Genomic DNA, 22,087 nt, shown 5'->3' on the forward strand with positions numbered 1-22,087 from the left:
CCTCACTTCGCCATCATGTACGTGTGGATGCTGAACATGATCCACAGCGACAGGCCAACCAGCAGCAGGATCACGATGGCCGTAAAGACAAACGCGATCACGTTGTTACGTTGTGCAATCGAACGGTCCAGGTGCAGGAAGTAGTACAGGTGAACGATCACCTGGATTACCGCGAACAGCAGGACGATTGCCAGCGTGGTGGATTTCGGCAAGGTCGGGTACATCACCAGGCCGAACGGAATGACGGTCAGGATCACCGACAGGATGAAGCCGATGGCGTACGACTTTACGCTGCCGTGGCCAGCATCATGGCTGTCATGGGAGTGTGCATTAGCCATTACAGGGTCCCCATCAGGTAAACAACGGTGAATACGCAGATCCACACCACGTCCAGGAAGTGCCAGAACAGGCTCAGGCAGCTCAGACGGGTCTTGTTGGTCGCCGTCAGGCCGTGCTTGTTGACCTGGTACATCATGATGCCCATCCAGATCAGACCCGCGGATACGTGCAGACCGTGGGTACCGACCAGGGTGAAGAACGCCGACAGGAAGCCCGAACGGCTAGGACCGAAGCCCTCGGAGATCAGCAGGTGAAACTCGTTGATCTCCATGGCGATGAAGCCTGCGCCGAGCAGGAAGGTCATGAACAACCAGCCCAGAACCTGCTGCTTTTTACCTTTGTACAACGCCAGCATGGCGAAGCCGTAGGTGATCGAGCTGAACAACAGCAGAGCGGTTTCGCCCAGCACGTATGGCAGTTCGAAGATGTCGTGGCCCGACGGGCCACCGGCGACGTTGTTTACCAGTACCGCGTACACCGCGAAGATCGACGCAAACAGAATGCAGTCGGTCATCAGGTAGAGCCAGAAACCGTATACGGTCATCTCGCCCGAGTCGTGGTGATGGTCATCGTGCCCATGGTCACCATGGGCGTGTCCAACATTGGTCACTAAGTTCGACATGGTTTAAGCCTGTTCCAACGAGGTTACACGGGTGGCATTGGCCGGGATTTTCCCTGCCGCGACCAGACGCTTGTGCTGCTCGGCTTCGATGCGCTCGATCGTTTCAACCGGAACCATGTAGCCCTGGTCGTCACGTGCGGCGTGGATCACGAAGTAGATGACAGTGCCGGCCAGGCTGGCGATCGCCAACCACCAGATGTGCCAGATCATCGCGAAACCGAAGACGGTCAGCAGTGCGCCCATCACCACGCCAGTGGCGGTGTTGTTCGGCATGTGGATCGGCTCGTACTTGGCCGGAGCCTGGTACGCAGTACCGTTTTCCTTGGCTTCGGTGAACGGGTCGATGCAGTCAGCCTTAGGCAGCACAGCGAAGTTGTAGAACGGAGGTGGCGACGAGGTCGACCATTCCAGAGTGTGGGCATTCCACGGGTCACCGTGTTCGCACATGTTCTCTGGCTTATTGCGGTCACGCACACTGACGTACAGCTGGATCAGTTGGCAGGCGATACCGACAGCGATCATCACCGCACCGAACATGGCAACGTACAGGTACGGTACCCACTCAGGGTTGGTGGTGGCGTTCAGACGACGGGTCATGCCCATGAAGCCCAGTACGTAGAGCGGCATGAACGCGACGAAGAAGCCCGAGATCCAGAACCAGAACGCTGCTTTACCCCAGCCTTCGTGCAGCTTGAAGCCGAACGCTTTCGGGAAGTAGAACGCGAAACCTGCGATGTAACCGAATACCGCACCGCCGATGATCACGTTGTGGAAGTGCGCAATCACGAACAGGCTGTTGTGCAGAACGAAGTCAGCACCCGGGATGGCCAGCAGTACGCCGGTCATGCCGCCGATGGCGAAGGTCACCATGAAGCCCAGAGTCCACAGAACCTGGCTGGTGAAGCGCAGACGGCCCTGGTAGATGGTGAACAGCCAGTTGAACAGTTTCACACCCGTCGGGATGGAAATCAGCATCGTCGCCAGACCGAAGAAGGCGTTGACGCTGGCACCCGAACCCATGGTGAAGAAGTGGTGCAGCCAAACCATGAAGCCCAGTACCGAGATCGCGCCCGAAGCGTAGATCATCGAGTGGTGGCCGAACAGTTTCTTGCCGGTGAACGCCGAGATCACTTCCGAGAAGATGCCGAATGCCGGCAGGATCAGGATGTAAACCTCAGGGTGGCCCCAGGCCCAGAACAGGTTGACGTACATCATTGGATTGCCACCAAGTTCATTGGTGAAAATGTGGAAATCCATGTAACGGTCGAGGGTCAGCAGTGCCAGGGTAGCGGTCAGGATCGGGAACGAAGCCACGATCAGAACGTTGGCCCAGGTGCAGGTCCAGGTGAAGATCGGCATGTCCATCAGTTTCATGCCAGGGGTACGCATTTTCAGTACGGTAGCGAGGAAGTTGACCCCCGTCAGCGTCGTACCCAACCCGGATAGCTGTAGCGCCCAGATGTAGTAGTCCATCCCCACGCCAGGGCTGTATTGCAGACCCGACAGCGGTGGATAGGCAACCCAGCCGGTCTTGGCGAATTCGCCGACGCCCAGGGACAGGTTGATCAGCACAACGCCGGACACCAGCAGCCAGAAGCTCAGGGAGTTCAGGAACGGGAAGGCAACGTCACGCGCGCCGATCTGCAGCGGCACTGCAAGGTTCATCAGGCCGGTGAAGAATGGCATCGCCATGAAGATGATCATGATCACACCGTGAGCGGTGAAGATCTGGTCATAGTGTTCAGGCGGCAGGTAGCCAGGCGAACCCTCGGTGGCCATGGCCAGCTGGGTACGCATCATGATGGCGTCGGCAAAGCCACGCAGCAGCATGACCATGGCAACGATGATGTACATCACACCGATTTTCTTGTGGTCGACCGACGTCAGCCACTCGGTCCACAAGTAGGTCCACTTCTTGAAGTAGGTGATTGCAGCGAACAACGCCAGACCACCGAGCGCGATCATCGAGATGGTGACCATCACGATCGGCTCGTGGAAAGGGATCGCTTCCCAACTTAATTTACCAAACATCGTTTACTCCTCTGCCCCGGCAGCTGAATGCGAATTCGAGTCCATGTCCGTTGCCGCCACTTCTTTCTCTTTCTTCTCGTGCTTCAGCGGCTTGCCCGGTTTCATGCCTTCGTACTTGTCGACGATGGTCTGGAACAGGTTCGGCGTGACCGAGGAGTAGAGCTCGACTGGATTGTTCTGGCTTGGCTTGGCAAGGGCTGCGTATTCAGCTTGTTCAAGCTGTTTAGGTGCCTTTTTGACTTCACTTACCCAGGCGTCGAAATCTTCCTGAGAAGTTGCGATCGCTTTGAATTTCATACCGGTGAAACCAGCGCCGCTGTAGTTGGCGGAGATACCGTCCATTTCAGCGTTGCGGTCAGCGATCAGGTGCAGCTTGGTGGTCATGCCCGCCATCGCGTAGATCTGGCCGCCCAGGCCCGGGATGAAGAACGAGTTCATCACGGCGTCGGAGGTGATCCGGAAGTTGACCGGGGTGTGCGCCGGGAACACGATCTTGTTGACCGTGGCAATGCCTTGTTCCGGATAGATGAACAGCCACTTCCAGTCCAGTGCAACGACTTCGATGGTCACCGGCTTGACGTCGGATTCAATCGGACGGTACGGGTCCAGTTTGTGGGTCGAAATGTAGGTGATGTAACCCAGGGCGATGATGATCAGAACCGGGATGGTCCAGACCGCCACTTCGATTTTGGTCGAGTGCGACCATTTCGGGGTGTAGACGGCATCCTTGTTGGACGCGCGGTACTTCCAGGCGAACAGGAAGGTCATGACGATAACCGGCACAACGACCAACAGCATCAGCAGCGTGGCGGTGATGATCAGGTTGCGCTGTTCCAGGCCGACCTGGCCCGTTGGATTGAGCAGGGTCATGTTGCAGCCTCCCAGCAACAACGTGCCGAGCAGCGGCACTAGGCCTAGTAATCTGGGGTACCTGTTTTTACTCATCTCACGACCTCTAAAGCAGCTTGCGCAATGCAGTTGGGTTTTGATCGCCAACACTTCACCCTGCCAAGGGTTGGCATTTTCTTTGGATTGAATAAGGGCCGCCCGTCGCGCGTCAGACGCTCGACAAAACCTTGGGACAGCGGTCAGTTCTTATTCGAATTCGTGGTCAAAGGCCTTGTTACAGACCAATTCCATTTGGTGCGGAAAGTTGGAAGGCACCGACACCTGGGTGTCGCAAAAGCCTTTCGGCCCGCTCGACACCCGACTTCCTGTCCAGTTCCTTAATAAAGGCTGAACAGTGCCGGGAATTCAGTGCGGGCGATTGTAGATAGGTAGCGCCCTATACACCATGTCTTATCCCGAAATAATTTTTATCGCTCAGAGCAACAATCCATCACCGTTTTTGCAAAAGTTCCGCATGTTATCGAAATCGATTCTCAACAAAAACACCAAAAAATGTAGGCCTATACACCTCAGTTCAGACAGCTCCGAAGGGATTTTCCCGGCAGCGAATCGGCGCAAAGCCCGATATTCAAAGGCCTCTGGCCATCTGCCAGAGCCTGTTAAAACTGCCTGATCTGGCACCTGCGTGCAAAACCAGAAAAACGCCGAAACAGACCAATCCTTTTTTGTAACATTACGCCAATCCGGGTCGCCGAAAGCCCCTGCGACAGGGCGCGTGTGACAACATGTCGCACATCTGCCGCACTCTCCATTGCCGTTCGTCACGGTGATTTCACAATCACTCTGAAATGCAAAACGCCCCGATCGGCTGATACGCAAATCGGGGCGTTTTCTGTATCGGCCAATCTGCCGAAGAGTTGATTCAGCGCAGTGCTTTTCGGTTACGCGAGGTCAGCAGCGGCACCAGGATCACCACCAGCACGAACGCCACCAGCGCCCATTGCGCCAGCGAAAGGCCGAGGATCGGCGGGTACGGCGTCGAGCAGAAACCGTCGACCTGGAAGCCCAGCGGGAAGATCTTCGCCAGCGGCAGGTCATCGACAATCGGCTGCAACACATCGATGCCGCAGCTCACCGCCGGATAGAACTGGGTGTACACATGATGCCCGGCGACACCGGCACCGGCGATTGCGCAGATCACCACCAGCACTTCGAACACCGTGATGCTGCGGCGGGTGCGCATCGCCGCGCCAATAAACGCGAACAGCGCAATCAGCAGCAATGCATAACGCTGCAGGATGCACAGCGGGCATGGCGCTTCGCCCAGCACGATCTGCATGTACAGCGCGCCACCAATCAACGCCAGGCAGATGATGCCCAGCAGCACCAGAAAGCGCCGCTCACGTCCCAGTCGAATCGTTTCCTCGCTCATCGCGTTTCCCTTGTATGTCCATGGTTCAGCTGGCTGGCGGCTGCGCTTGCAGTTGCGCCAGCAGGCTGATGTTGTCTTCGATATGCCAATTGGCCGCGATGCGACCGTTGTCGATCTGATAGATATCGGTTGCCCGGAAGTCTACACGCTGGCCCTGTCCTTTGAGAGTCTTGAACGTCCCGCTGAAATGTCCGCGAAAGTGCAGATGCACCACCACGCGGTCACCGGCAATGATCATTTGCTCGATCTCGCAGCTCAGGTCCGGCACCGGTGCGATCAACGCCGATTCGGCCGAAGCAAACGGACTGGCCAGCAAAGCTGGCCGACAAGCCAAGCATTGCCAGGTTCGAACGAGAGGAGAAGATGATGTGCGACATGGGTGCGATCCTGATCAGTCAAGCGAACGAGCGCCTATCATCAGCATCGGGGAATAAACGATAAACCGGTTAAGAAACGATTAACCTTTAAACAGAATTTAAGAATCGAGACCGCGTAACGGCCTTCGCGAGCAAGCCCGCTCCCACATTGGATCTGCATTGAACACAAATCCTGTGGGAGCGGGCTTGCTCGCGAATGAAGGCAACCCAGTTCTGGATTATTCCAAAGCAGCAGCCGGCCCGAAGAACTCATACCGGCTCTGCTGCTCCGGCACACCCAGCGCCTTCAAATGCCGCTTGATCGCTCCCATGAAGCCCTTCGGCCCGAGGAAGTAAGCATCGACGTCACGTTGCGCCGGCAGCCATTCACCCAATTGCTCTTGGCTGAGGATCCCGACTTTGTCCGCCGCCGGACTAACGCCGTCGTCTTCGGCGTAGCAATAAAAGCGCTTGAGCTGCGGATGACGCGCCGCCAGCCCATCGATCCAGTCGCGGAACGCATGCACGCTGCCATTGCGCGCGCAGTGGATAAAGTGCACCGGGCGCTCGGTTTGCAGCGCCGCTTCAAGCATCGCCAAAGTTGGCGTGATGCCGACCCCGCCACTGATCAGCACCAACGGCTTGTCGCTCTCAGTCAGGGTGAACTCGCCTGATGGCGGGAACAGCTGGATGCTTGCGCCGACGTGCAATTGATCATGCAAGTGGTTGGACGCACGGCCACCCGGTTCGCGTTTGACGCTGATGCGGTACTGACCTTTATTGGCCAGTGCCGACAGCGAGTAATTGCGGCGGATTTCTTCGCCATCGAGGATCAGCTTCATGCCGATGTACTGACCCGGTTCTGCAGCAAGGATCGGACCTTTGTCCGCCGGCTCGAAGTAGAACGAAATGATTTCCGCGCTCTCCTCGACCTTGTCCACCACGATGAACTCCCGCGCGCCACGCCAGCCGCCGACCGCTTGTTCTTTCTGGTCGTAGATCGCGGCTTCAGCGCCAATCAGGATTTCGGCCAGTTGCCCATACGCCGCGCCCCATGCGCTCATCACTTCCGGCGTAGCGATTTCGTCGCCGAGCACTTCTGAGATGGCACGCAGCAGGCAGGTGCCGACAATCGGGTAGTGCTCCGGGAGGATTTGCAGGGCGACGTGCTTGTTGATGATCTTCGCCACCAGATCGCCCAACTGGTCGAGCTGATCGATGTGTCGGGCGTACATCAATACACCGTTGGCCAATGCACGTGGCTGGTCGCCACTGGCCTGGTGCGCCTGGTTGAACAGCGGGCGAACCTCAGGGTATTCAGAGAGCATCATGCGGTAAAAGTGGGTGATCAGCGCTTCACCACCGCTTTCCAGCAGCGGCACAGTGGATTTGATAATGGCACGATCCTGGACGCTAAGCATAAGAGTGACTCCTGAGCTTCTTGAGAATTACCTTAGGCTTATCAGTTTTCGTGCCAGATTAATTATCGTTATAAATCAATAGCTTGTTTTTTAAGTAGTCATTTAGACCTGAAGCGCTTTATAGTCATCGCGACTACATCGAGTCTCTTTGACTACAAGACCATGACCGCCAAGTCCTTGCTCACCGCTCTACTGCCATTGGTCTCCGACCTGTCCCGCGAACTGCCCGAGGGCGAGCGCTATCGACGCCTGCTCGAAGCCATGCGCGCCCTGCTGCCGTGCGATGCCGCCGCACTGCTGCGCCTGGACGGCGAATGGCTGGTGCCGCTGGCGGTGGATGGCTTGAGTACCGACACCCTCGGCCGGCGCTTCAAGGTCAGCGAGCATCCACGCTTCGAGATCCTGCTGGACGGCGCCGGGCCAACGCGGTTCGCCGCCGACAGCGACTTGCCGGATCCTTACGACGGTTTGGTCGATGGTCTGGGCGATCACCTCGAGGTACATGACTGTCTCGGCTGTCCGCTGTTCGTCGATGAAAAACTCTGGGGCCTGATCACCCTCGACGCGCTCGATCCGGAGCGTTTTGAACCAATCGAACTCGACGCCCTGCAAGCGTTCGCCAGCCTCGCCTCGGCCACGGTCAACGCCGCCGAACGCATCGAACGCCTGGCACTGCGTGCCGAAGACGAGCACCAGCGCGCCGAGGTCTACCGCCAGGCCAGCGGTCAGCAGCGCGAAATGATCGGCCAGAGCAAGGCGCACAAACGGCTGGTGGAGGAAATCAATCTGGTCGGCGGCAGCGACCTGACCGTGCTGATCACCGGCGAAACAGGGGTCGGCAAGGAACTGGTGGCGCAAGCGATCCACGCCGCCTCCCCGCGCGCCGACAAACCGATCATCAGTCTCAACTGCGCCGCTCTGCCCGATACGTTGGTCGAAAGCGAACTGTTCGGCCACGTGCGCGGCGCCTTCACCGGCGCCACCAGCGACCGCCGCGGCAAGTTCGAACTGGCCAATGGCGGCACGCTGTTTCTCGATGAAGTCGGCGAACTGTCGCTGACCGTACAGGCCAAGTTGCTGCGCGTGCTGCAAAGCGGCCAGTTGCAGCGGCTCGGCTCGGACAAGGAACATCAGGTCGATGTGCGCCTGATCGCCGCGACCAACCGCGATCTGGCCGAAGAAGTGCGCAGCGGCCGCTACCGCGCGGACTTCTATCACCGCTTGAGCGTGTACCCGCTGCGAGTCCCGGCGCTGCGCGATCGCGGCCGCGATGTGTTGCTGCTCAGCGGCTTCTTTCTGGAACAGAACCGCTCGCGCATGGGCCTTAACAGCCTGCGCCTGAGCAGCGACGCCCAGGACGCGTTGCTCGCCTACACTTGGCCGGGCAACGTGCGCGAGCTGGAACACTTGATCGGCCGCAGCGCACTGAAGGCGCTGGGCAATTGCAAGGTAAGGCCGAAGATTCTCAGTTTGAGCGCGGCGGATCTGGATCTGCCGCGTGAGGCTGTGGATAACTCGGTGGAGCCGGTTGCCGAGGTGCCCGCGATGCCGTTGATCAGCGGCGATTTGCGCAGCGCGACCGAGCAATATCAGCGGCAGTTGATCAGTGCTGCGCTTGAGCGTAACCAGGATAACTGGGCCAGCGCGGCGCGGGAGTTGGGGCTGGATCGGGCGAATCTTGGGCGGATGGCTAAACGCCTTGGGATGAGATAGACCTCCATTGTGGCGAGGGAGCTTGCTCCCGCTCGGCTGCGCAGCAGTCGCAAAAGCAGCGGACATGACCAACCTGATACACCGCGATGGATGGTTATGGGAGCGCTTCGCACTCCAGCGGGAGCAAGCTCCCTCGCCACACCGTTTGACCCGGATTGAGGATTGAGCCTAAAGCCTGCCCCCGACAAGTCGATAACCCGGCATCAATAGTTTCTGGCGATTTGCACCCTCGCCCATCACCTTTTTCCACAGAAGGTTTATATGTCTTCCACCAAAGCCCGCGCAGATTCACTTTCGCTTCTGCTGTTTACCTTGCGCAGCGGCAAGCTGATGGCGATCAACCTGCTGAAAGTCAGTGAAATCATCCCCTGCCCGCCGCTGACGAAAATGCCCGAGTCGCACCCGCACATCAAAGGCATCGCCACCCTGCGCGGTGCGTCGCTGTCGGTGATCGACCTCAGCCGTGCCATCGGCGAGCGACCACTGGAAGACCCGAACGGCGGCTGTCTGATCGTCACCGATGTCAGCCGTTCGAAGCAGGGCCTGCATGTGCAGGCGGTGAGCAAAATCGTCCATTGCCTGACCACCGACATCAAGCCGCCGCCGTTCGGCTCCGGCGGTTCGCGCGCCTACATCACTGGTGTGACCTCGGTCGACGGCACGCTGGTACAAGTGCTCGACATCGAGAAAGTCATCCACAGCATCGCCCCGGCGCAGATCGAAATGGCCCCGACCGACCTGAGCATGGAAGACGCCGAGGTACTGGGCAACGCACGGATTCTGGTGGTCGACGACAGCCAGGTGGCGTTGCAGCAATCGGTGCACACCCTGCGTAACCTCGGCCTGCAATGCCACACTGCGCGCAGTGCCAAGGAAGCCATCGACTGCCTGCTGGATCTGCAAGGCACCGCGCAACAGATCAACCTGATCGTCTCCGACATCGAAATGTCCGAGATGGACGGCTACGCCTTCACCCGCACCCTGCGCGAGACGCCAGACTTCGCCCACCTCTACGTGCTGCTGCACACCTCGCTCGACAGCGCGATGAACAGCGAGAAAGCGCGCCTGGCCGGGGCCAACGCGGTGCTGACCAAGTTCTCCTCGCCGGAACTGACCCAGCGCCTGATCGAAGCGGCCAAACACGTCGCCGCCAACGGTCACTGAGTTTTGGGCCAGACGTACTGTTTTTTGATGCGGCGCGACCTTCGCGAAGGCGTGCCGCCGATCCACTGGCCGGAAGGCATTGAGCTGAGCACTTATCGTCCGGAACTCGCTGCGGCCGTGCATCAGCTGATGCAACTCGGCTACCGCGAGGGTGGCGGCCGCGTACCGGCACTGGAGGAATGGCAGCAGCGCTTCGAGAGCGATGCCGAATACGATCCTGAATTGTGCTTTATCGCCCGCGATAACGAAGGCCTGATCGGCGTGGCGCAATGCTGGACCAGTTCATACATCAAGAATCTGGTGGTGCATCCGCGCGCTCAGGGTCGTGGACTGGGTCGAGCGCTGTTGCTGAATGCGTTCAAGGTGTTTCAGCAACGCCGTGAAGGTTTTGTCGATCTGAAGGTGCTGGAAGATAACCTGCGGGCGCAGCGTTTGTATGAAAGCGCCGGGATGATTGTGGTTCGCCGGGAGTTGGTACCGGACTGAAAGTCCGTCATCGCGAGCAGGCTCACTCCTACAGGGGAAACGCATTCCAAAATGTAGGAGTGAGCCTGCTCGCGATGAGGCCATCACTGACAACTTTTCACCCCTGACATACTCCAACCTTGGCCACCCACGTCCAAGGACGCCCACGATGAAAGCCCTCTCCCTGAGCCTGCTCTGCCTCACCGCCCTGGCCTCCCAGGCCCACGCCTCCAGCCCCGACGCCTGGGCTGCCTACGACAAAACCGTGCTCGCCAGCTGCACCAAGGCCAGCGGCCTGAAAGACGCCAAACCCGTCGGCAGCCCCGCGCAATTCGATGACCGCGTCGGCTACACCGCCGTGCTGCTGCAAGGCCAATACCCGCAAAAACACATGAAAGGCCAGCAAGGCACTGAGCTATGCCTGTACAGCAAAAAGTCGAAAACCGCGTTCGTCACCGAATGGGACTCGATCCGCCCCACCAACAAGCCTTGAAGGCTGGCGCACAACTTGCTTCGATCAGCCCCAGCCTGACGACTTTACGTCGCCGTTTCACACTCTGATTGAAGATTGATCGTGCAATGAATACGACCTTTTCCTGCGTCGGTTGCGGCAAATGCTGCACCGACCACCATGTGCCCCTGACCCTCGCCGAAGCCCGCATGTGGGCGACTGATGGCGGTCAGGTGATCGTGCTGGTGGAGGCGTTTCTCGGCAACGGCCTGGGCCTGCCGGCGCAGCAGCGAGAACACGCCGAACGGCGCTCGCTGGTGGTACGCAGCGGCACGACCGAGGCCCACGTGGCCATCACCTTCGCCGCGTACAACGTCGGGCGCTGCCGGAATCTTGACGAAGAAAACCTGTGCCGCATCTACGAACGCCGGCCGTTGGTGTGCAGGATTTATCCGGCAGAAATCAATCCGCACATCCCGCTCAATCCTGCGGCCAAGGATTGCCCGCCAGAGTCGTGGCAACAGGGGCCGCTGCTGATTGTCGGTGGGGAGTTGGTCGATCAGGAACTGCTGGAGCTGATCCAGCGCTCGCGCCAGGCTGATCGCGATGACATCCGCATCAAGGATGCGATCTGCGCCGCGCTGGGGATTCGCACCACGGCGCTCAAGGGCGACGGGTTTACCGCGTATTTGCCGCAGATGGACGCTTTTGCGGCCGTGATCGATCAGGTTTCAGCACAGCCGCTGAGTGAAGCGTCCAGCGAATGGCTGTTTCATTTGTCCGGGGATGATGTGGCCGGGCAGTTGGTGGCGGCCGGGGCACTGGTGGTGACGGAGCCGGCGCAGACGTATGCATTCATTTCGCTGCGGGCGGCTTGATCCGGATTCTGTACTGCCTGCAATCGCCCCTTCGGGAGCAAGCCCCCTCCCACAGGGTTTTGAGTTGTACACAGAATAAATGATCAACTCACAAACCTGTGGGAGGGGGCTTGCTCCCGAAGAGGCCGACCCAGACAACCTCAATCCCGAACCTGCCGCCGCCCCCAGAACTCCCGCGCCAGCAACCGCAAATCCCCCGCCAGCCCCGCCACATCTTCAGAATTGCGCTGACTCTGCCGCCCCTCATCCACCGTCAATTCGGACGCCGTGCGAATGCTGACGATATTGCGGTTGATGTCTTCGCTCACCGCGCTCTGCTGCTCCACCGCCGCGGCGATCTGCAGGCTCATCTCGGTGATCTGCTCGACCCGCTCACTGATCCCGTCCAACGCCCGCGCCGCGCGCTGTGCCTGTTCGACGCTGTTATCCACATGCTCGCTGCTCTGCTGCATCACCAGCACGGCGTCCCGTGCACCGTTTTGCAGGGTGCTGATCATCCGCTGGATCTCGTTGGTCGACTGCTGCGTGCGCTGCGCCAGCCCACGTACTTCATCGGCCACCACCGCAAAGCCGCGCCCGGCATCGCCAGCACGCGCCGCTTCGATCGCTGCGTTGAGCGCCAGCAGATTGGTCTGCTCGGCGATGCTGCGGATCACCTCCAGCACCCCGGAAATCTCGCTGCTGTGGCCTTCGAGCTGATGAATCACCTCGGTCGCCCGCCGCAACTCCTCGGCCAGACGCAACACCGCACTGCGACTTTCACCGACCAGCCAATGCCCTTCACGGGTTTCCGTACCGGCCATGTCCGCCGCCACCGAGGCCTGCTGCGCATGGCTGGCAACTTGCGCGACGCTGGCGGCCATCTGATGAATCGCCGCCGCCACCTGATCGGTCTCCGCCTGCTGCGCCAGCGAACTGTTGTGACTGCTTTGCAGATGATCGACCAGTTGCGCCGCGTGCCCGGCCAACTGTTGCGACGCATCGCCGATACGCCCGACCACCGCGCCGACCTGCGCTTCGAGCATCTGCAGGGCAAACTCGATCTGGCCGAACTCATCGCGGCGCCCGGTATAGATGCTCTGGCTCAAGGGATTGTCCGCGATCTGCCGCGCGCGCTCGGTCAGGCGTTCCAGCGGCCGCAAGATCCAGCGCACGCCCAACGCGCAGAGACTGCTGCCGACAACAAATGCCAGCCCATCGATCCATGCCGACTCCGGACGCAACAAGGCCTCGATCCCCAACACCAGCCCCAGCAACGCACTGGCCAACGCCGTGATCCTGCCGCGCAGGCCTAACGTGGGCAGCGGCCGCCGCCCCTTCATTTCTCCGCGCAACTGCGCGTACACCCGCTCCGCCGCCGCCACCTGCCGTGCATCCGGCCGGGTGCGTACCGACTGGTACTCCACCGCCACGCCGCTCTGCGTAACCGGCGTGACATAGGCGCTGACCCAATAATGATCGCCATTCTTGCAACGATTCTTCACCAGCCCCATCCACGAACGCCCGCGCTTGAGCGTCTGCCACATGTGCGCAAACGCCTGCGCCGGCATGTCCGGATGGCGCAACAGGTTGTGTGGTGTGCCGAGCAATTCGTTGCGGCTATAACCGCTTATTCTGATGAAGTCATCGTTGGCGTAGGTGATCGCGCTGGTCAGATCGGTGGTCGAAAGAATGTTCGCGTCCGGCGCCACATCGACGTTACGGCCGGTTACCGGGAGATTGATCTTCATGGAAAGCGCGCTCGTTTTATGGGAAGAGTCGGCAGGGCTGCTGACTCTAAGCGCACCAATTGGTCAAATATTGATCTGGCTCAGGATCTGAGCACTTAGCCATCACTGCGACCGAAAATCGCAGTCGATGGCTGAAGGCGGGATGAAACTCAGCGCTTGCCCATCGAGCGACGGGTGCCCGGCGGCGCCATGCCCGGGGTCTTGGTGTGGCCATTCTTGGCGCCGTTCTTGTACCAGGGCTGATTCGAACCCTTGGCAGCCGCCAGTTCACCCGGTTTGAACGGGAACTTGAAAGCCGGAATCTCGGGTTTGGTCTCGCTGGCGTCAGTCAGCTCGGCCGGGACATCGCTCACGGCGTCGTCAACCGGCGGTTGGATCGGGGAAGTCATAAAAGCTCCGCAAAGCAAAAAGTCCGGCCCGAACAGTGAGCCGCGAAGGCGCGCAGTATACCTGCGCGCCTTCCGACAGCACCTGAAGATTTGCAGCGCGCGCCGAACGGTTTAGAAGTAGGTGATGGTGCAATGTTTGCCAAATTGGGAATGATCGGTCCCTTTTTGGGACCGGCTAACAACAATAGCCGGCAGAGATGCGTCGCCCGCACAAACGCCTTCGCGAGCAAGCTCGCTCCCACAGGTGGAGTGCGCTTTTCTGTGGGAGTGAGCCTGCTCGCGATGAACGATGACACGGCGCTCGGACGAATCAAGTGCGTGGATCAACCCGATCCAGCGCCCGGTTCACCGCCAGTTCGGCGAGCATGACGATCTGCTGGATCGCCAACGCCGTGCTGCGTTGCGGACCGCCGAGTTCATTGGCGAAATTGCTGGCCATGGCACTGGCAGAGGCCAACGATTCGTAAGCGTGGGCGAGCAGGGTTTCGGTGTCGATGCCTGGGTTGACCAGAAACATGGTGCTTGGCTGTCGCGGCTGGGCGGGTTGTGGACTGAGGTAGAAATCGAGCGCGCGTTTGATGGCTTCGCGGTTTTTGGCGAGGTCTTCAGCGCGGATGGCTTCGGCGAGCGGGGTTGTGGTTTCTACGGGAGGATCGGGTACGGGTTTCGACATTGAATTGATCTCTAATCATCTGATTAAAGCCATCTCTGTCGTTCTCACGCGACGAAGAGGTGGCAGCTATGTGCGGAGTGAGAAACCGGTAAGAGATCAACCCGGCCGAACCGAAGTCCGCCCGCACACAGCCGCCATAGAAGATCGTCGGCAGCAAATAAGCTGACGGCGATTATGGTGCGGCTGGCGCTTGATTAAAACCTCTCAGCGGGTTCTCACACCCGATCACCGATTTGCGGTGACAACCAAAGCCTAGAGACCGCACTTCCGACGGACAACCTGAAAACCTTGTGGGAAGGTTCTGGTTATTTGGCCACAGAATTAAACAGCCTCAGACCATGGGACGGATAGGCTGGCTCCCCACAATTGAATTGAGTGCATTCAGTTGAATATTGGTCGGCTATCAGGCCGCCTTCGCGAGCAAGCCCGCTCCCACAGTGGGATTGGGTGAGTCAGTTGGAGATTGGTCGGCTGTCAGGCCGCCATCGCTGGCAAGCCAGCTCCCACACAAGAGCAAAGCAAAAGCGAGATCAAAAGATCGCAGCCTCCGGCAGCTCCTACAGGGAAGATAAGTACAACCCGCACGCGGCGCATGCCGCCCCACTCCAGGATGAGCGCAAGCTCGGCTGTCGCTCTTGATCTTGATCCACGGGCGACGTCGGAAGGCTGAGTGGAGGGATTGATCCGGGGGTGGGAGCGCAGCGACCGTTTGGCGCAGCCAAACACAGCGAGAGGAGGTGCAGCGAAGCAAACCGTAGGCGCTGCCCCCGGATCAATCCCGCAGCGAAGGGACCCCGAGCCCCAGCGAGCGGGCCGAACGCAGGAGCAAGCCTTTTTGGTTACTTTTTCGGCGTCTGGAAAAAGTGACCCGCCGTAAGGGCGGAACCGTAATCAGCCACACCCGCAGAAACGGATATACACCCCGGCGAAACTGACAGCGCTGACAGCTAGCCGTCACCCTACTGACCTGCAGACAGGTTTATAAAGACATCAACCCTGCCCAAACTCCGTCCGGCGCCCACCCCGCATGCGAATCCAAAAGAACAAAGCCCTGCTCGCCATCCTGTTGATCGTCCTCGCAGGCGCAGGTCTGTGGTACACCCTGAAACCCGCCCCGACCAAACTCGCCACCCCCACCGCCATCCCCGTGCGAGTGATCGCGGTCAGCGAAAAAGACGTCCCCCGCTACACCACCGGCATCGGCTCCGTACTCTCATTACACAGCGTCGTAGTACGCCCACAAATAGACGGCATCCTCACCAAAATCCTCGTCAAGGAAGGCCAACTCGTCAAAGCAGGCGACCTGCTCGCCACCATCGACGACCGCTCGATCCGCGCCAGCCTCGACCAGGCCCGCGCACAACTGGGCGAAAGCCAGGCGCAACTGCAAGTCGCCCTGGTCAACCTCAAACGCTACAAACTGCTCAGCGTCGACGACGGCGTCTCCAAGCAGACCTACGACCAGCAACAAGCACTGGTCAACCAACTCAAAGCCACCGCCCAAGGCAACCAGGCCGCAATCGACGCGGCGCAAGTACAACTTTCCTACACGCAGATTCGCTCCCCGGTCACCGGCCGCGTCGGTATTCGTACAGTCGATGAAGGCAACTTCCTGCGCATGACCGACACCGCCGGCCTGTTCACCGTGACCCAGATCGACCCGATTGCCGTGGAGTTCTCCCTGCCGCAGCAAATGCTGCCGACCCTGCAGGGCCTGATCAACGATCCGCAGCACGCACAGGTCAAGGCCTACATCGGCGCCGACACCGACGGCGAAACCGGCAACCTGCTCGGCGAAGGTCACCTGACCCTGATCGACAACCAGATCAACGCCAACACCGGCACCATCCGCGCCAAGGCCGAATTCGACAACGCCAGCCAGAAGCTCTGGCCGGGCCTGCTGGTGACGGTAAAAATTCAGACGGCACTGGATAAAAATGCGCTGGTGGTGCCGCCCACCGTCGTACAGCGCGGTCTCGATCAACACTTCGTTTACCGCGTGAATGGCGACAAAGTCGAAGCCGTACAAGTGCAGATGGTCTATCAGGGCAGCGGCCAGGACATCATCAAAGGTGTGAAGGCCGGCGACGTGCTGGTGACTGACGGCCAGTCGCGGCTCAAACCCGGCTCGACCGTGCAGGTCATGAGCGAGCCGCCACAGGTGGTGCAAGCGGAGCCGAAACCATGAAGGCGCACAAAGGCGTCTCCACCTGGTGCATCGATCACCCGGTCGCGACGATTCTGCTGACCATCGCATTGGTGCTGGTCGGCGTGATTGCCTTCCCGCGCCTGCCGATCGCCCCACTGCCGGAAGCGGAATTTCCGACAATTCAGGTCTCGGCGCAGTTGCCCGGCGCCAGCCCCGACACCATGGCCTCGTCCGTGGCCACGCCGCTGGAGGTGCAATTCAGCGCCATCCCCGGCATGACCCAGATGACTTCCAGCAGCGCGCTCGGCTCCAGTCTGCTGACCCTGCAATTCACCCTCGACAAGAGCATCGATACCGCCGCCCAGGAAGTCCAGGCGGCGATCAACACCGCTGCCGGCAAACTGCCCAAGGACATGCCGACCCTGCCAACGTGGAAGAAGGTCAACCCGGCCGACAGCCCGGTGCTGATCCTCAGCGTCAGCTCGACGCAAATGCCCGGCACCGAACTCAGCGACCTGGTGGAAACCCTGCTCTCGCGTCAGATCAGTCAGATCGACGGTGTAGGCCAGATTAACATCACCGGTCAGCAACGTCCGGCGATTCGCGTGCAAGCCTCGGCCGACAAACTGGCGGCGATCGGCCTGACCCTGGCCGATATTCGTCTGGCGATCCAGCAGACCAGCCTCAACCTCGCCAAAGGTGCGTTATACGGCGAATCGAGCATCTCGACGCTGTCGACCAACGACCAGTTGTTCCATCCCGAGGACTACAGCCAACTCATCGTTTCCTACAAGGACGGCGCCCCGGTTCACCTGCGCGATGTCGCCAAAGTCGTTAACGGTTCGGAAGATGCCTACGTTCAGGCCTGGGCCGGTGATCGACCCGGGGTGAACCTGGTGATTTCGCGGCAACCTGGCGCCAACATTGTCGAAACCGTCGACCGCATTCAAGCCGCCCTGCCCGGCCTCGAAGCCATGCTCCCGGCCTCGGTGCAGGTGAAAACCCTGATCGACCGCACCCAGACCATCCGCGCCTCGTTGCATGAAGTCGAGATCACCCTGTTGATCGCGATCCTGTTGGTGGTGGCGGTGATGGCGCTGTTCCTGCGCCAGTTGTCGGCAACCCTGATTGTTTCAGCGGTGCTCGGCGTATCGCTGATCGCCAGTTTCGCTTTGATGTACCTTCTCGGGTTCAGTCTGAACAACCTGACGCTGGTAGCGATTGTCGTGGCCGTGGGGTTTGTCGTGGACGATGCGATTGTCGTAGTGGAGAACATCCACCGACACCTTGAGGCCGGCGACGACATGCGCGAGGCGGCGATCAAAGGTGCCGGCGAGATCGGCTTCACCGTGGTTTCGATCAGTTTCTCGCTGGTGGCGGCGTTCATTCCGCTGCTGTTCATGGGCGGCGTGGTCGGGCGGCTATTCAAGGAATTCGCCCTGACGGCGACCTCGACCATTTTGATTTCGGTGGTGGTGTCGTTGACCCTCGCGCCGACGCTGGCCGCGCTGTTCATGCGCAAACCGGTGCATCACGCCCACGACAAACCGGGCTTCAGCGAACGCCTGCTCGGCTGGTACGAAAAAGGTCTGCGCCGCGCCCTCGCCCACCAGAAACTGATGATCGGCGTGTTCGGTTTGTCCCTCGCTTTGGCCATTGCCGGTTACATCTTTATCCCCAAAGGTTTCTTCCCGGTGCAGGACACCGGTTTCGTCCTCGGCACCACCGAAGCCGCTGCGGATATTTCCTACGGCGACATGGTGAAAAAACACCTGGCGATGGCCGAAATCGTCGCCGCCGATCCGGCCGTTCAGGCGTTTTCGCACTCGGTCGGTGTGTCCGGCAGCAACCAGACCATCGCCAATGGGCGCTTCTGGATCGCCCTGAAAAAACGCGGTGACCGCGACGTCTCGGCCAGCCAGTTCATCGACCGGATTCGTCCGCAATTGATGAAAGTCCCGGGCATCGTCCTGTACCTGCGCGCCGGCCAGGACATCAACCTCAGCTCCGGCCCGAGCCGCGCGCAGTATCAATACGTGCTCAAGAGCAACGACGGCGCGACCCTCGCCACATGGACGCAACGCCTCACGGAAAAACTGCGCAGCAACCCGGCGTTCCGCGATATTTCCAACGACCTGCAACTGGGCGGCAGCATCACCCACATCAGCATCGACCGCAGTGCCGCCGCGCGTTTCGGCCTGACCGCCAGTGATGTCGACGAAGCGCTGTACGATGCGTTCGGTCAGCGCCAGATCAATGAGTTCCAGACCCAGGTCAATCAGTACAACGTGATTCTCGAGCTGGACACCAAGCAGCGCGGCAAGGCCGAAAGCCTCAACTATTTCTATCTGCGCTCGCCGCTGAGTGGCGAGATGGTGCCGCTGTCGGCGCTGGCCAAATTCGATGCGCCGACCATCGGCCCGCTGTCGATTGCCCATGACGGCATGTTCCCGGCCGCCAACCTGTCGTTCAACCTGGCGCCCGGCGTGGCGTTGGGCGACGCGGTGATCCTGCTCAATCAGGCCAAGGCCGAGATCGGCATGCCCACCGCGATCAGCGGCAATTTCCAGGGCGCGGCGCAGGCATTCCAGAGTTCGCTGGCCAGTCAGCCGTGGCTGATTCTCGCGGCGCTGGTGGCGGTGTACATCATTCTCGGCGTGCTGTACGAGAGCTTCGTGCATCCGCTGACGATCATCTCGACCCTGCCGGCGGCCGGTCTTGGTGCGGTGATCATGCTGTGGATCTGCGGTCAGGACTTTTCGATCATGGCGTTGATCGGGCTGGTGTTGCTGATCGGTATCGTCAAGAAGAACGGCATCCTGATGATCGACTTTGCGCTGGAAGCCCAGCGCAATCGTGGACTGGCGCCGCAGGATGCGATTTTCGAAGCGTGTCTGACGCGGTTCCGGCCGATCATCATGACCACCCTCGCCGCCCTGCTCGGTGCGTTGCCGCTGATGCTCGGTTACGGCACCGGCGCCGAACTGCGCCAACCGCTGGGAATCGCGGTGGTGGGCGGCTTGCTGGTCAGCCAGATGCTGACGCTGTTTACCACGCCGGTCATATACTTGTGGCTTGAGCGGCTATTTCACAGGCCCAAACCAATGCCCACGACGGCACTGGCGACCACAGACTGAGGCAGGGTCATGCGCGTTCTGATTATCGAAGACGAGGAAAAAACCGCGGACTATCTGCACCGCGGTCTGACGGAACAGGGTTACACCGTGGACCTGGCCCGCGACGGCGTCGAAGGCCTGCATCTGGCGCTGGAAAGCGACTACGCGGTGATCGTCCTCGACGTCATGTTGCCGGGCCTGGATGGTTTCGGCGTGTTGCGCGCATTGCGTGCGCGCAAGCAGACCCCGGTGATCATGCTCACCGCCCGCGAGCGCGTCGAAGACCGAATCAGGGGCCTGCGTGACGGCGCCGACGATTACCTCGGCAAGCCGTTTTCCTTTCTGGAACTGGTGGCCCGCCTGCAGGCGCTGACCCGGCGCAGCGGCGGTCATGAACCGGTGCAAGTGAGCATCGCCGACCTGTGGATCGACCTTATCAGCCGCAAGGCGACCCGCGCCGGCACCCGGCTGGATCTGACCGCCAAAGAGTTTTCGCTGCTGAGCGTGCTGGCACGCCGACAAGGTGAAATTCTCTCAAAAACCGCGATTGCCGAGATGGTCTGGGACATCAATTTCGACAGCGACGCGAATGTCGTCGAAGTCGCGATCAAGCGTCTGCGCGCCAAGCTCGACGGGCCGTTCGACGAGAAACTGCTGCACACCATTCGCGGCATGGGGTATGTGCTGGAGAGCCGTGGTGTCCAGTAACTCGATTGCCCTGCGCCTGAGTGGCATGTTCACCCTGGTGGCGCTGCTGGTGTTTCTGTTGATCGGCGGCGCGTTGTATCAGCAGGTCGACAAGGGCCTGGGCCTGCTGCCGGAAGCCGAGCTGGACGCGCGTTACAGCGTGCTCGAATCGGCCCTCAATCGTTATGGCACCCCCGAGCATTGGGTGAAGATCAACGCCAAGCTCAAGCTGCTCGGCGAAGAGGACAAGCGCATCCGTTTCTGGGTGGTCAGCGGCGATCCCGGTTACGAGTACGGCGCGCCGGACGCGCGGATCCGCGCCTTCGCCAACGGCCCGACGGGCATGCATGACCTGCAGTTGCCCGACCATCCCTATCCGCTGAAAGTGCTGCTGACCGAACTGCCGGCCAAGGATCAACGCCCACCCCTGCGCTTCATGATCGGCATCAACACCGAAACCTTCCACGAGACTCAGCACAACCTGCTGATCGCCTTGGTCAGCCTGGCGATTATCGGTGTGCTGCTGGCGTCGGCGCTGGGGTATTGGGTGGCGCGGATCGGCCTCAAACCGCTGATCAAACTGTCCCATGAGGCCCAGCGCCTGGCACCGCCACTGCGGGCCGGACGCCTGCGCATGTCACCCTTGCCGCCGGAGCTGGAACAGTTTGTCGACTCGTTCAACTCAACCCTGGAGCGGGTCGAACAGGCCTATTCGCGCCTGGAATCGTTCAACGCCGACGTCGCCCATGAGCTGCGCTCGCCATTGACCAACCTGATCGGTCAGACCCAGGTCGCGCTGACCCGCGGGCGCTCCGCCGAACACTATTTCGAAGTGCTGCAATCGAACCTCGAAGAGCTGGAACGCCTGCGTTCGATCATCAACGACATGCTGTTTCTGGCCAGCGCCGATCAGGGCAGCAAGGCCACCAAACTGACCGAGACTTCTTTGGCCGATGAAGTCGCGACCACGCTGGAGTACCTGGATTTCATCCTCGAAGATGCGCAAGTGCAGGTGCACGTGAGTGGCGATGCGCAGGTGAGCATCGAGATCGCGCATCTGCGTCGGGCACTGATCAATCTGCTGAGCAACGCCGTGCAGCACACCGAGCCGGGCAAGGTGATCGAGGTGCGCATCGAAGTTGAAGAGCATCAGGTCAGCATCGGCGTGGCCAACCCGGGCTCGCCGATTGCCAGCGAGCACTTGCCGCGATTGTTCGAGCGCTTCTACCGGGTCGATGCCTCGCGCAGCAACAGCGGCAACAACCATGGATTGGGGCTGGCGATCGTCAAGGCGATTGCGTTGATGCATGGTGGGGATGTGTTTGTGCGCAGTGATCGGGGGATGAATACCTTCGGCATCCACCTCCCCGTTTAATCGCTGATTAAAGTCCCCTGTGGCGAGGGGATTCATCCCCGATGGGTTGCGAAGCGACCCCAAAATCAGCAATCGCGATCTTCCTGACACAACCAGTACAAAGGATTGAGGGCTGCTTCGCAGCCCATCGGGGATGAATCCCCTCGCCACAAGGAATGGCGTTCACCCGTGATTGATCTTTGCTTCTGCTGTAACAGTCATTTATGAAAATCACGCTGTTTCCCAACGCCCGGCAACCTTATCTTTG

18 protein-coding genes and 2 pseudogenes are annotated in these 22,087 nt (G+C 60.1%); 9 read left to right on the plus strand and 11 right to left on the minus strand.

The window, feature by feature from the left end; all coding sequences use genetic code 11:
• Window positions 1-2: 2 nt before the first annotated feature.
• The 7 genes and pseudogenes from cyoD to hmpA all read right to left on the minus strand — a co-directional run bounded on the left by cyoD (window position 3) and on the right by hmpA (window position 7,050).
• Window positions 3-338, minus strand: coding sequence for a cytochrome o ubiquinol oxidase subunit IV (cyoD, locus tag AC1RBR_RS21930; RefSeq protein ID WP_041071757.1), 336 nt, complete (start codon window positions 336-338; stop codon window positions 3-5).
• Window positions 338-961, minus strand: coding sequence for a cytochrome o ubiquinol oxidase subunit III (gene cyoC, locus AC1RBR_RS21935; RefSeq protein ID WP_003227982.1), 624 nt, complete (start codon window positions 959-961; stop codon window positions 338-340). Before cyoC ends, cyoD begins: the two co-directional genes overlap by 1 nt.
• Window positions 962-964: 3 nt before the next feature.
• Window positions 965-2,992, minus strand: a complete 2,028-nt coding sequence (gene cyoB, locus AC1RBR_RS21940; protein WP_492566587.1) for a cytochrome o ubiquinol oxidase subunit I — start codon at window positions 2,990-2,992, stop codon at window positions 965-967.
• A gap of 3 nt (window positions 2,993-2,995) precedes the next feature.
• Window positions 2,996-3,937, minus strand: coding sequence for a ubiquinol oxidase subunit II (cyoA, locus tag AC1RBR_RS21945; protein WP_027612162.1), 942 nt, complete (start codon window positions 3,935-3,937; stop codon window positions 2,996-2,998).
• Between the two features lie 826 nt (window positions 3,938-4,763).
• Window positions 4,764-5,273, minus strand: a complete 510-nt coding sequence (locus AC1RBR_RS21950) for a disulfide bond formation protein B (protein ID WP_025109264.1) — start codon at window positions 5,271-5,273, stop codon at window positions 4,764-4,766.
• A gap of 25 nt (window positions 5,274-5,298) precedes the next feature.
• Window positions 5,299-5,541: pseudogene (locus AC1RBR_RS21955) on the minus strand (ester cyclase); the annotation flags it as partial.
• Window positions 5,542-5,868: 327 nt separating this feature from the next.
• The gene (gene hmpA, locus AC1RBR_RS21960) at window positions 5,869-7,050 is read right to left on the minus strand and encodes an NO-inducible flavohemoprotein (RefSeq protein WP_253151705.1); all 1,182 of its coding nucleotides are present in this window, start codon (window positions 7,048-7,050) and stop codon (window positions 5,869-5,871) included.
• Between the two features lie 162 nt (window positions 7,051-7,212).
• Here hmpA and norR point away from each other — a divergent pair, with 162 nt between their 5' ends.
• The 5 genes from norR to AC1RBR_RS21985 all read left to right on the plus strand — a co-directional run bounded on the left by norR (window position 7,213) and on the right by AC1RBR_RS21985 (window position 11,721).
• Complete coding sequence (norR, locus tag AC1RBR_RS21965) at window positions 7,213-8,763, plus strand: nitric oxide reductase transcriptional regulator NorR (protein WP_492566590.1); 1,551 nt, start codon at window positions 7,213-7,215, stop codon at window positions 8,761-8,763.
• A gap of 261 nt (window positions 8,764-9,024) precedes the next feature.
• On the plus strand, window positions 9,025-9,927 hold the full coding sequence (locus tag AC1RBR_RS21970; RefSeq protein ID WP_007968390.1) for a chemotaxis protein CheV: 903 nt from the start codon (window positions 9,025-9,027) through the stop codon (window positions 9,925-9,927).
• A gap of 27 nt (window positions 9,928-9,954) precedes the next feature.
• A complete protein-coding gene (locus tag AC1RBR_RS21975) occupies window positions 9,955-10,413 on the plus strand; it encodes a GNAT family N-acetyltransferase (RefSeq protein WP_492566592.1) in 459 nt (152 codons plus the stop codon).
• Between the two features lie 148 nt (window positions 10,414-10,561).
• Entirely contained in the window at window positions 10,562-10,885 is a 324-nt protein-coding gene (locus AC1RBR_RS21980) for a hypothetical protein (RefSeq protein ID WP_492566594.1), read from the plus strand.
• Between the two features lie 86 nt (window positions 10,886-10,971).
• Window positions 10,972-11,721: a YkgJ family cysteine cluster protein gene (locus AC1RBR_RS21985; RefSeq protein ID WP_492566596.1), complete on the plus strand. Its 750-nt coding sequence runs from the start codon at window positions 10,972-10,974 to the stop codon at window positions 11,719-11,721.
• Between the two features lie 140 nt (window positions 11,722-11,861).
• Here AC1RBR_RS21985 and AC1RBR_RS21990 read toward each other — a convergent pair whose 3' ends face one another.
• From AC1RBR_RS21990 to AC1RBR_RS22005, 4 genes and pseudogenes are all read right to left on the minus strand, one after another.
• Entirely contained in the window at window positions 11,862-12,965 is a 1,104-nt protein-coding gene (locus AC1RBR_RS21990; RefSeq protein WP_492567265.1) for a methyl-accepting chemotaxis protein, read from the minus strand.
• A 204-nt stretch (window positions 12,966-13,169) separates the two neighbouring features.
• Window positions 13,170-13,451, minus strand: a pseudogene (locus AC1RBR_RS21995) (PAS domain-containing protein); the annotation flags it as partial.
• A gap of 149 nt (window positions 13,452-13,600) precedes the next feature.
• Complete coding sequence (locus AC1RBR_RS22000) at window positions 13,601-13,840, minus strand: hypothetical protein (protein WP_047296393.1); 240 nt, start codon at window positions 13,838-13,840, stop codon at window positions 13,601-13,603.
• A gap of 310 nt (window positions 13,841-14,150) precedes the next feature.
• A complete protein-coding gene (locus AC1RBR_RS22005) occupies window positions 14,151-14,513 on the minus strand; it encodes a DUF6124 family protein (RefSeq protein WP_095136865.1) in 363 nt (120 codons plus the stop codon).
• Window positions 14,514-15,540: 1,027 nt separating this feature from the next.
• On the opposite strand from AC1RBR_RS22005, the gene AC1RBR_RS22010 reads away from it, so the two are divergent.
• From AC1RBR_RS22010 to AC1RBR_RS22025, 4 genes are read left to right on the plus strand one after another with little or no spacing between them, the layout of a single operon-like run.
• Window positions 15,541-16,701: an efflux RND transporter periplasmic adaptor subunit gene (locus AC1RBR_RS22010; RefSeq protein WP_492566598.1), complete on the plus strand. Its 1,161-nt coding sequence runs from the start codon at window positions 15,541-15,543 to the stop codon at window positions 16,699-16,701.
• A complete protein-coding gene (locus AC1RBR_RS22015; RefSeq protein WP_115984425.1) occupies window positions 16,698-19,799 on the plus strand; it encodes a multidrug efflux RND transporter permease subunit in 3,102 nt (1,033 codons plus the stop codon). The genes AC1RBR_RS22010 and AC1RBR_RS22015 overlap by 4 nt, the downstream gene beginning before the upstream one ends.
• 9 nt (window positions 19,800-19,808) lie before the next feature.
• Window positions 19,809-20,486 carry a heavy metal response regulator transcription factor gene (locus tag AC1RBR_RS22020; RefSeq protein ID WP_003228008.1) on the plus strand — a complete coding sequence of 226 codons (678 nt, stop codon included), beginning with the start codon at window positions 19,809-19,811 and terminating at the stop codon, window positions 20,484-20,486.
• Entirely contained in the window at window positions 20,476-21,840 is a 1,365-nt protein-coding gene (locus AC1RBR_RS22025; protein WP_492566600.1) for a heavy metal sensor histidine kinase, read from the plus strand. The genes AC1RBR_RS22020 and AC1RBR_RS22025 overlap by 11 nt, the downstream gene beginning before the upstream one ends.
• The last annotated feature ends 247 nt before the right edge of the window (window positions 21,841-22,087 follow it).

The sequence above is a fragment of the Pseudomonas sp. GW823-FHT01D03 genome (genome assembly GCF_058798255.1).

Coding starts and splice junctions, on each gene's coding strand:
- cyoD (WP_041071757.1), bottom strand. CDS start 338: ATGGCTAATGCACACTCCCATGACAGCCATGATGCTGGCCACGGCAGC.
- cyoC (WP_003227982.1), bottom strand. CDS start 961: ATGTCGAACTTAGTGACCAATGTTGGACACGCCCATGGTGACCATGGG.
- cyoB (WP_492566587.1), bottom strand. CDS start 2,992: ATGTTTGGTAAATTAAGTTGGGAAGCGATCCCTTTCCACGAGCCGATC.
- cyoA (WP_027612162.1), bottom strand. CDS start 3,937: ATGAGTAAAAACAGGTACCCCAGATTACTAGGCCTAGTGCCGCTGCTC.
- AC1RBR_RS21950 (WP_025109264.1), bottom strand. CDS start 5,273: ATGAGCGAGGAAACGATTCGACTGGGACGTGAGCGGCGCTTTCTGGTG.
- hmpA (WP_253151705.1), bottom strand. CDS start 7,050: ATGCTTAGCGTCCAGGATCGTGCCATTATCAAATCCACTGTGCCGCTG.
- norR (WP_492566590.1), top strand. CDS start 7,213: ATGACCGCCAAGTCCTTGCTCACCGCTCTACTGCCATTGGTCTCCGAC.
- AC1RBR_RS21970 (WP_007968390.1), top strand. CDS start 9,025: ATGTCTTCCACCAAAGCCCGCGCAGATTCACTTTCGCTTCTGCTGTTT.
- AC1RBR_RS21975 (WP_492566592.1), top strand. CDS start 9,955: ATGCGGCGCGACCTTCGCGAAGGCGTGCCGCCGATCCACTGGCCGGAA.
- AC1RBR_RS21980 (WP_492566594.1), top strand. CDS start 10,562: ATGAAAGCCCTCTCCCTGAGCCTGCTCTGCCTCACCGCCCTGGCCTCC.
- AC1RBR_RS21985 (WP_492566596.1), top strand. CDS start 10,972: ATGAATACGACCTTTTCCTGCGTCGGTTGCGGCAAATGCTGCACCGAC.
- AC1RBR_RS22000 (WP_047296393.1), bottom strand. CDS start 13,840: ATGACTTCCCCGATCCAACCGCCGGTTGACGACGCCGTGAGCGATGTC.
- AC1RBR_RS22005 (WP_095136865.1), bottom strand. CDS start 14,513: ATGTCGAAACCCGTACCCGATCCTCCCGTAGAAACCACAACCCCGCTC.
- AC1RBR_RS22010 (WP_492566598.1), top strand. CDS start 15,541: ATGCGAATCCAAAAGAACAAAGCCCTGCTCGCCATCCTGTTGATCGTC.
- AC1RBR_RS22015 (WP_115984425.1), top strand. CDS start 16,698: ATGAAGGCGCACAAAGGCGTCTCCACCTGGTGCATCGATCACCCGGTC.
- AC1RBR_RS22020 (WP_003228008.1), top strand. CDS start 19,809: ATGCGCGTTCTGATTATCGAAGACGAGGAAAAAACCGCGGACTATCTG.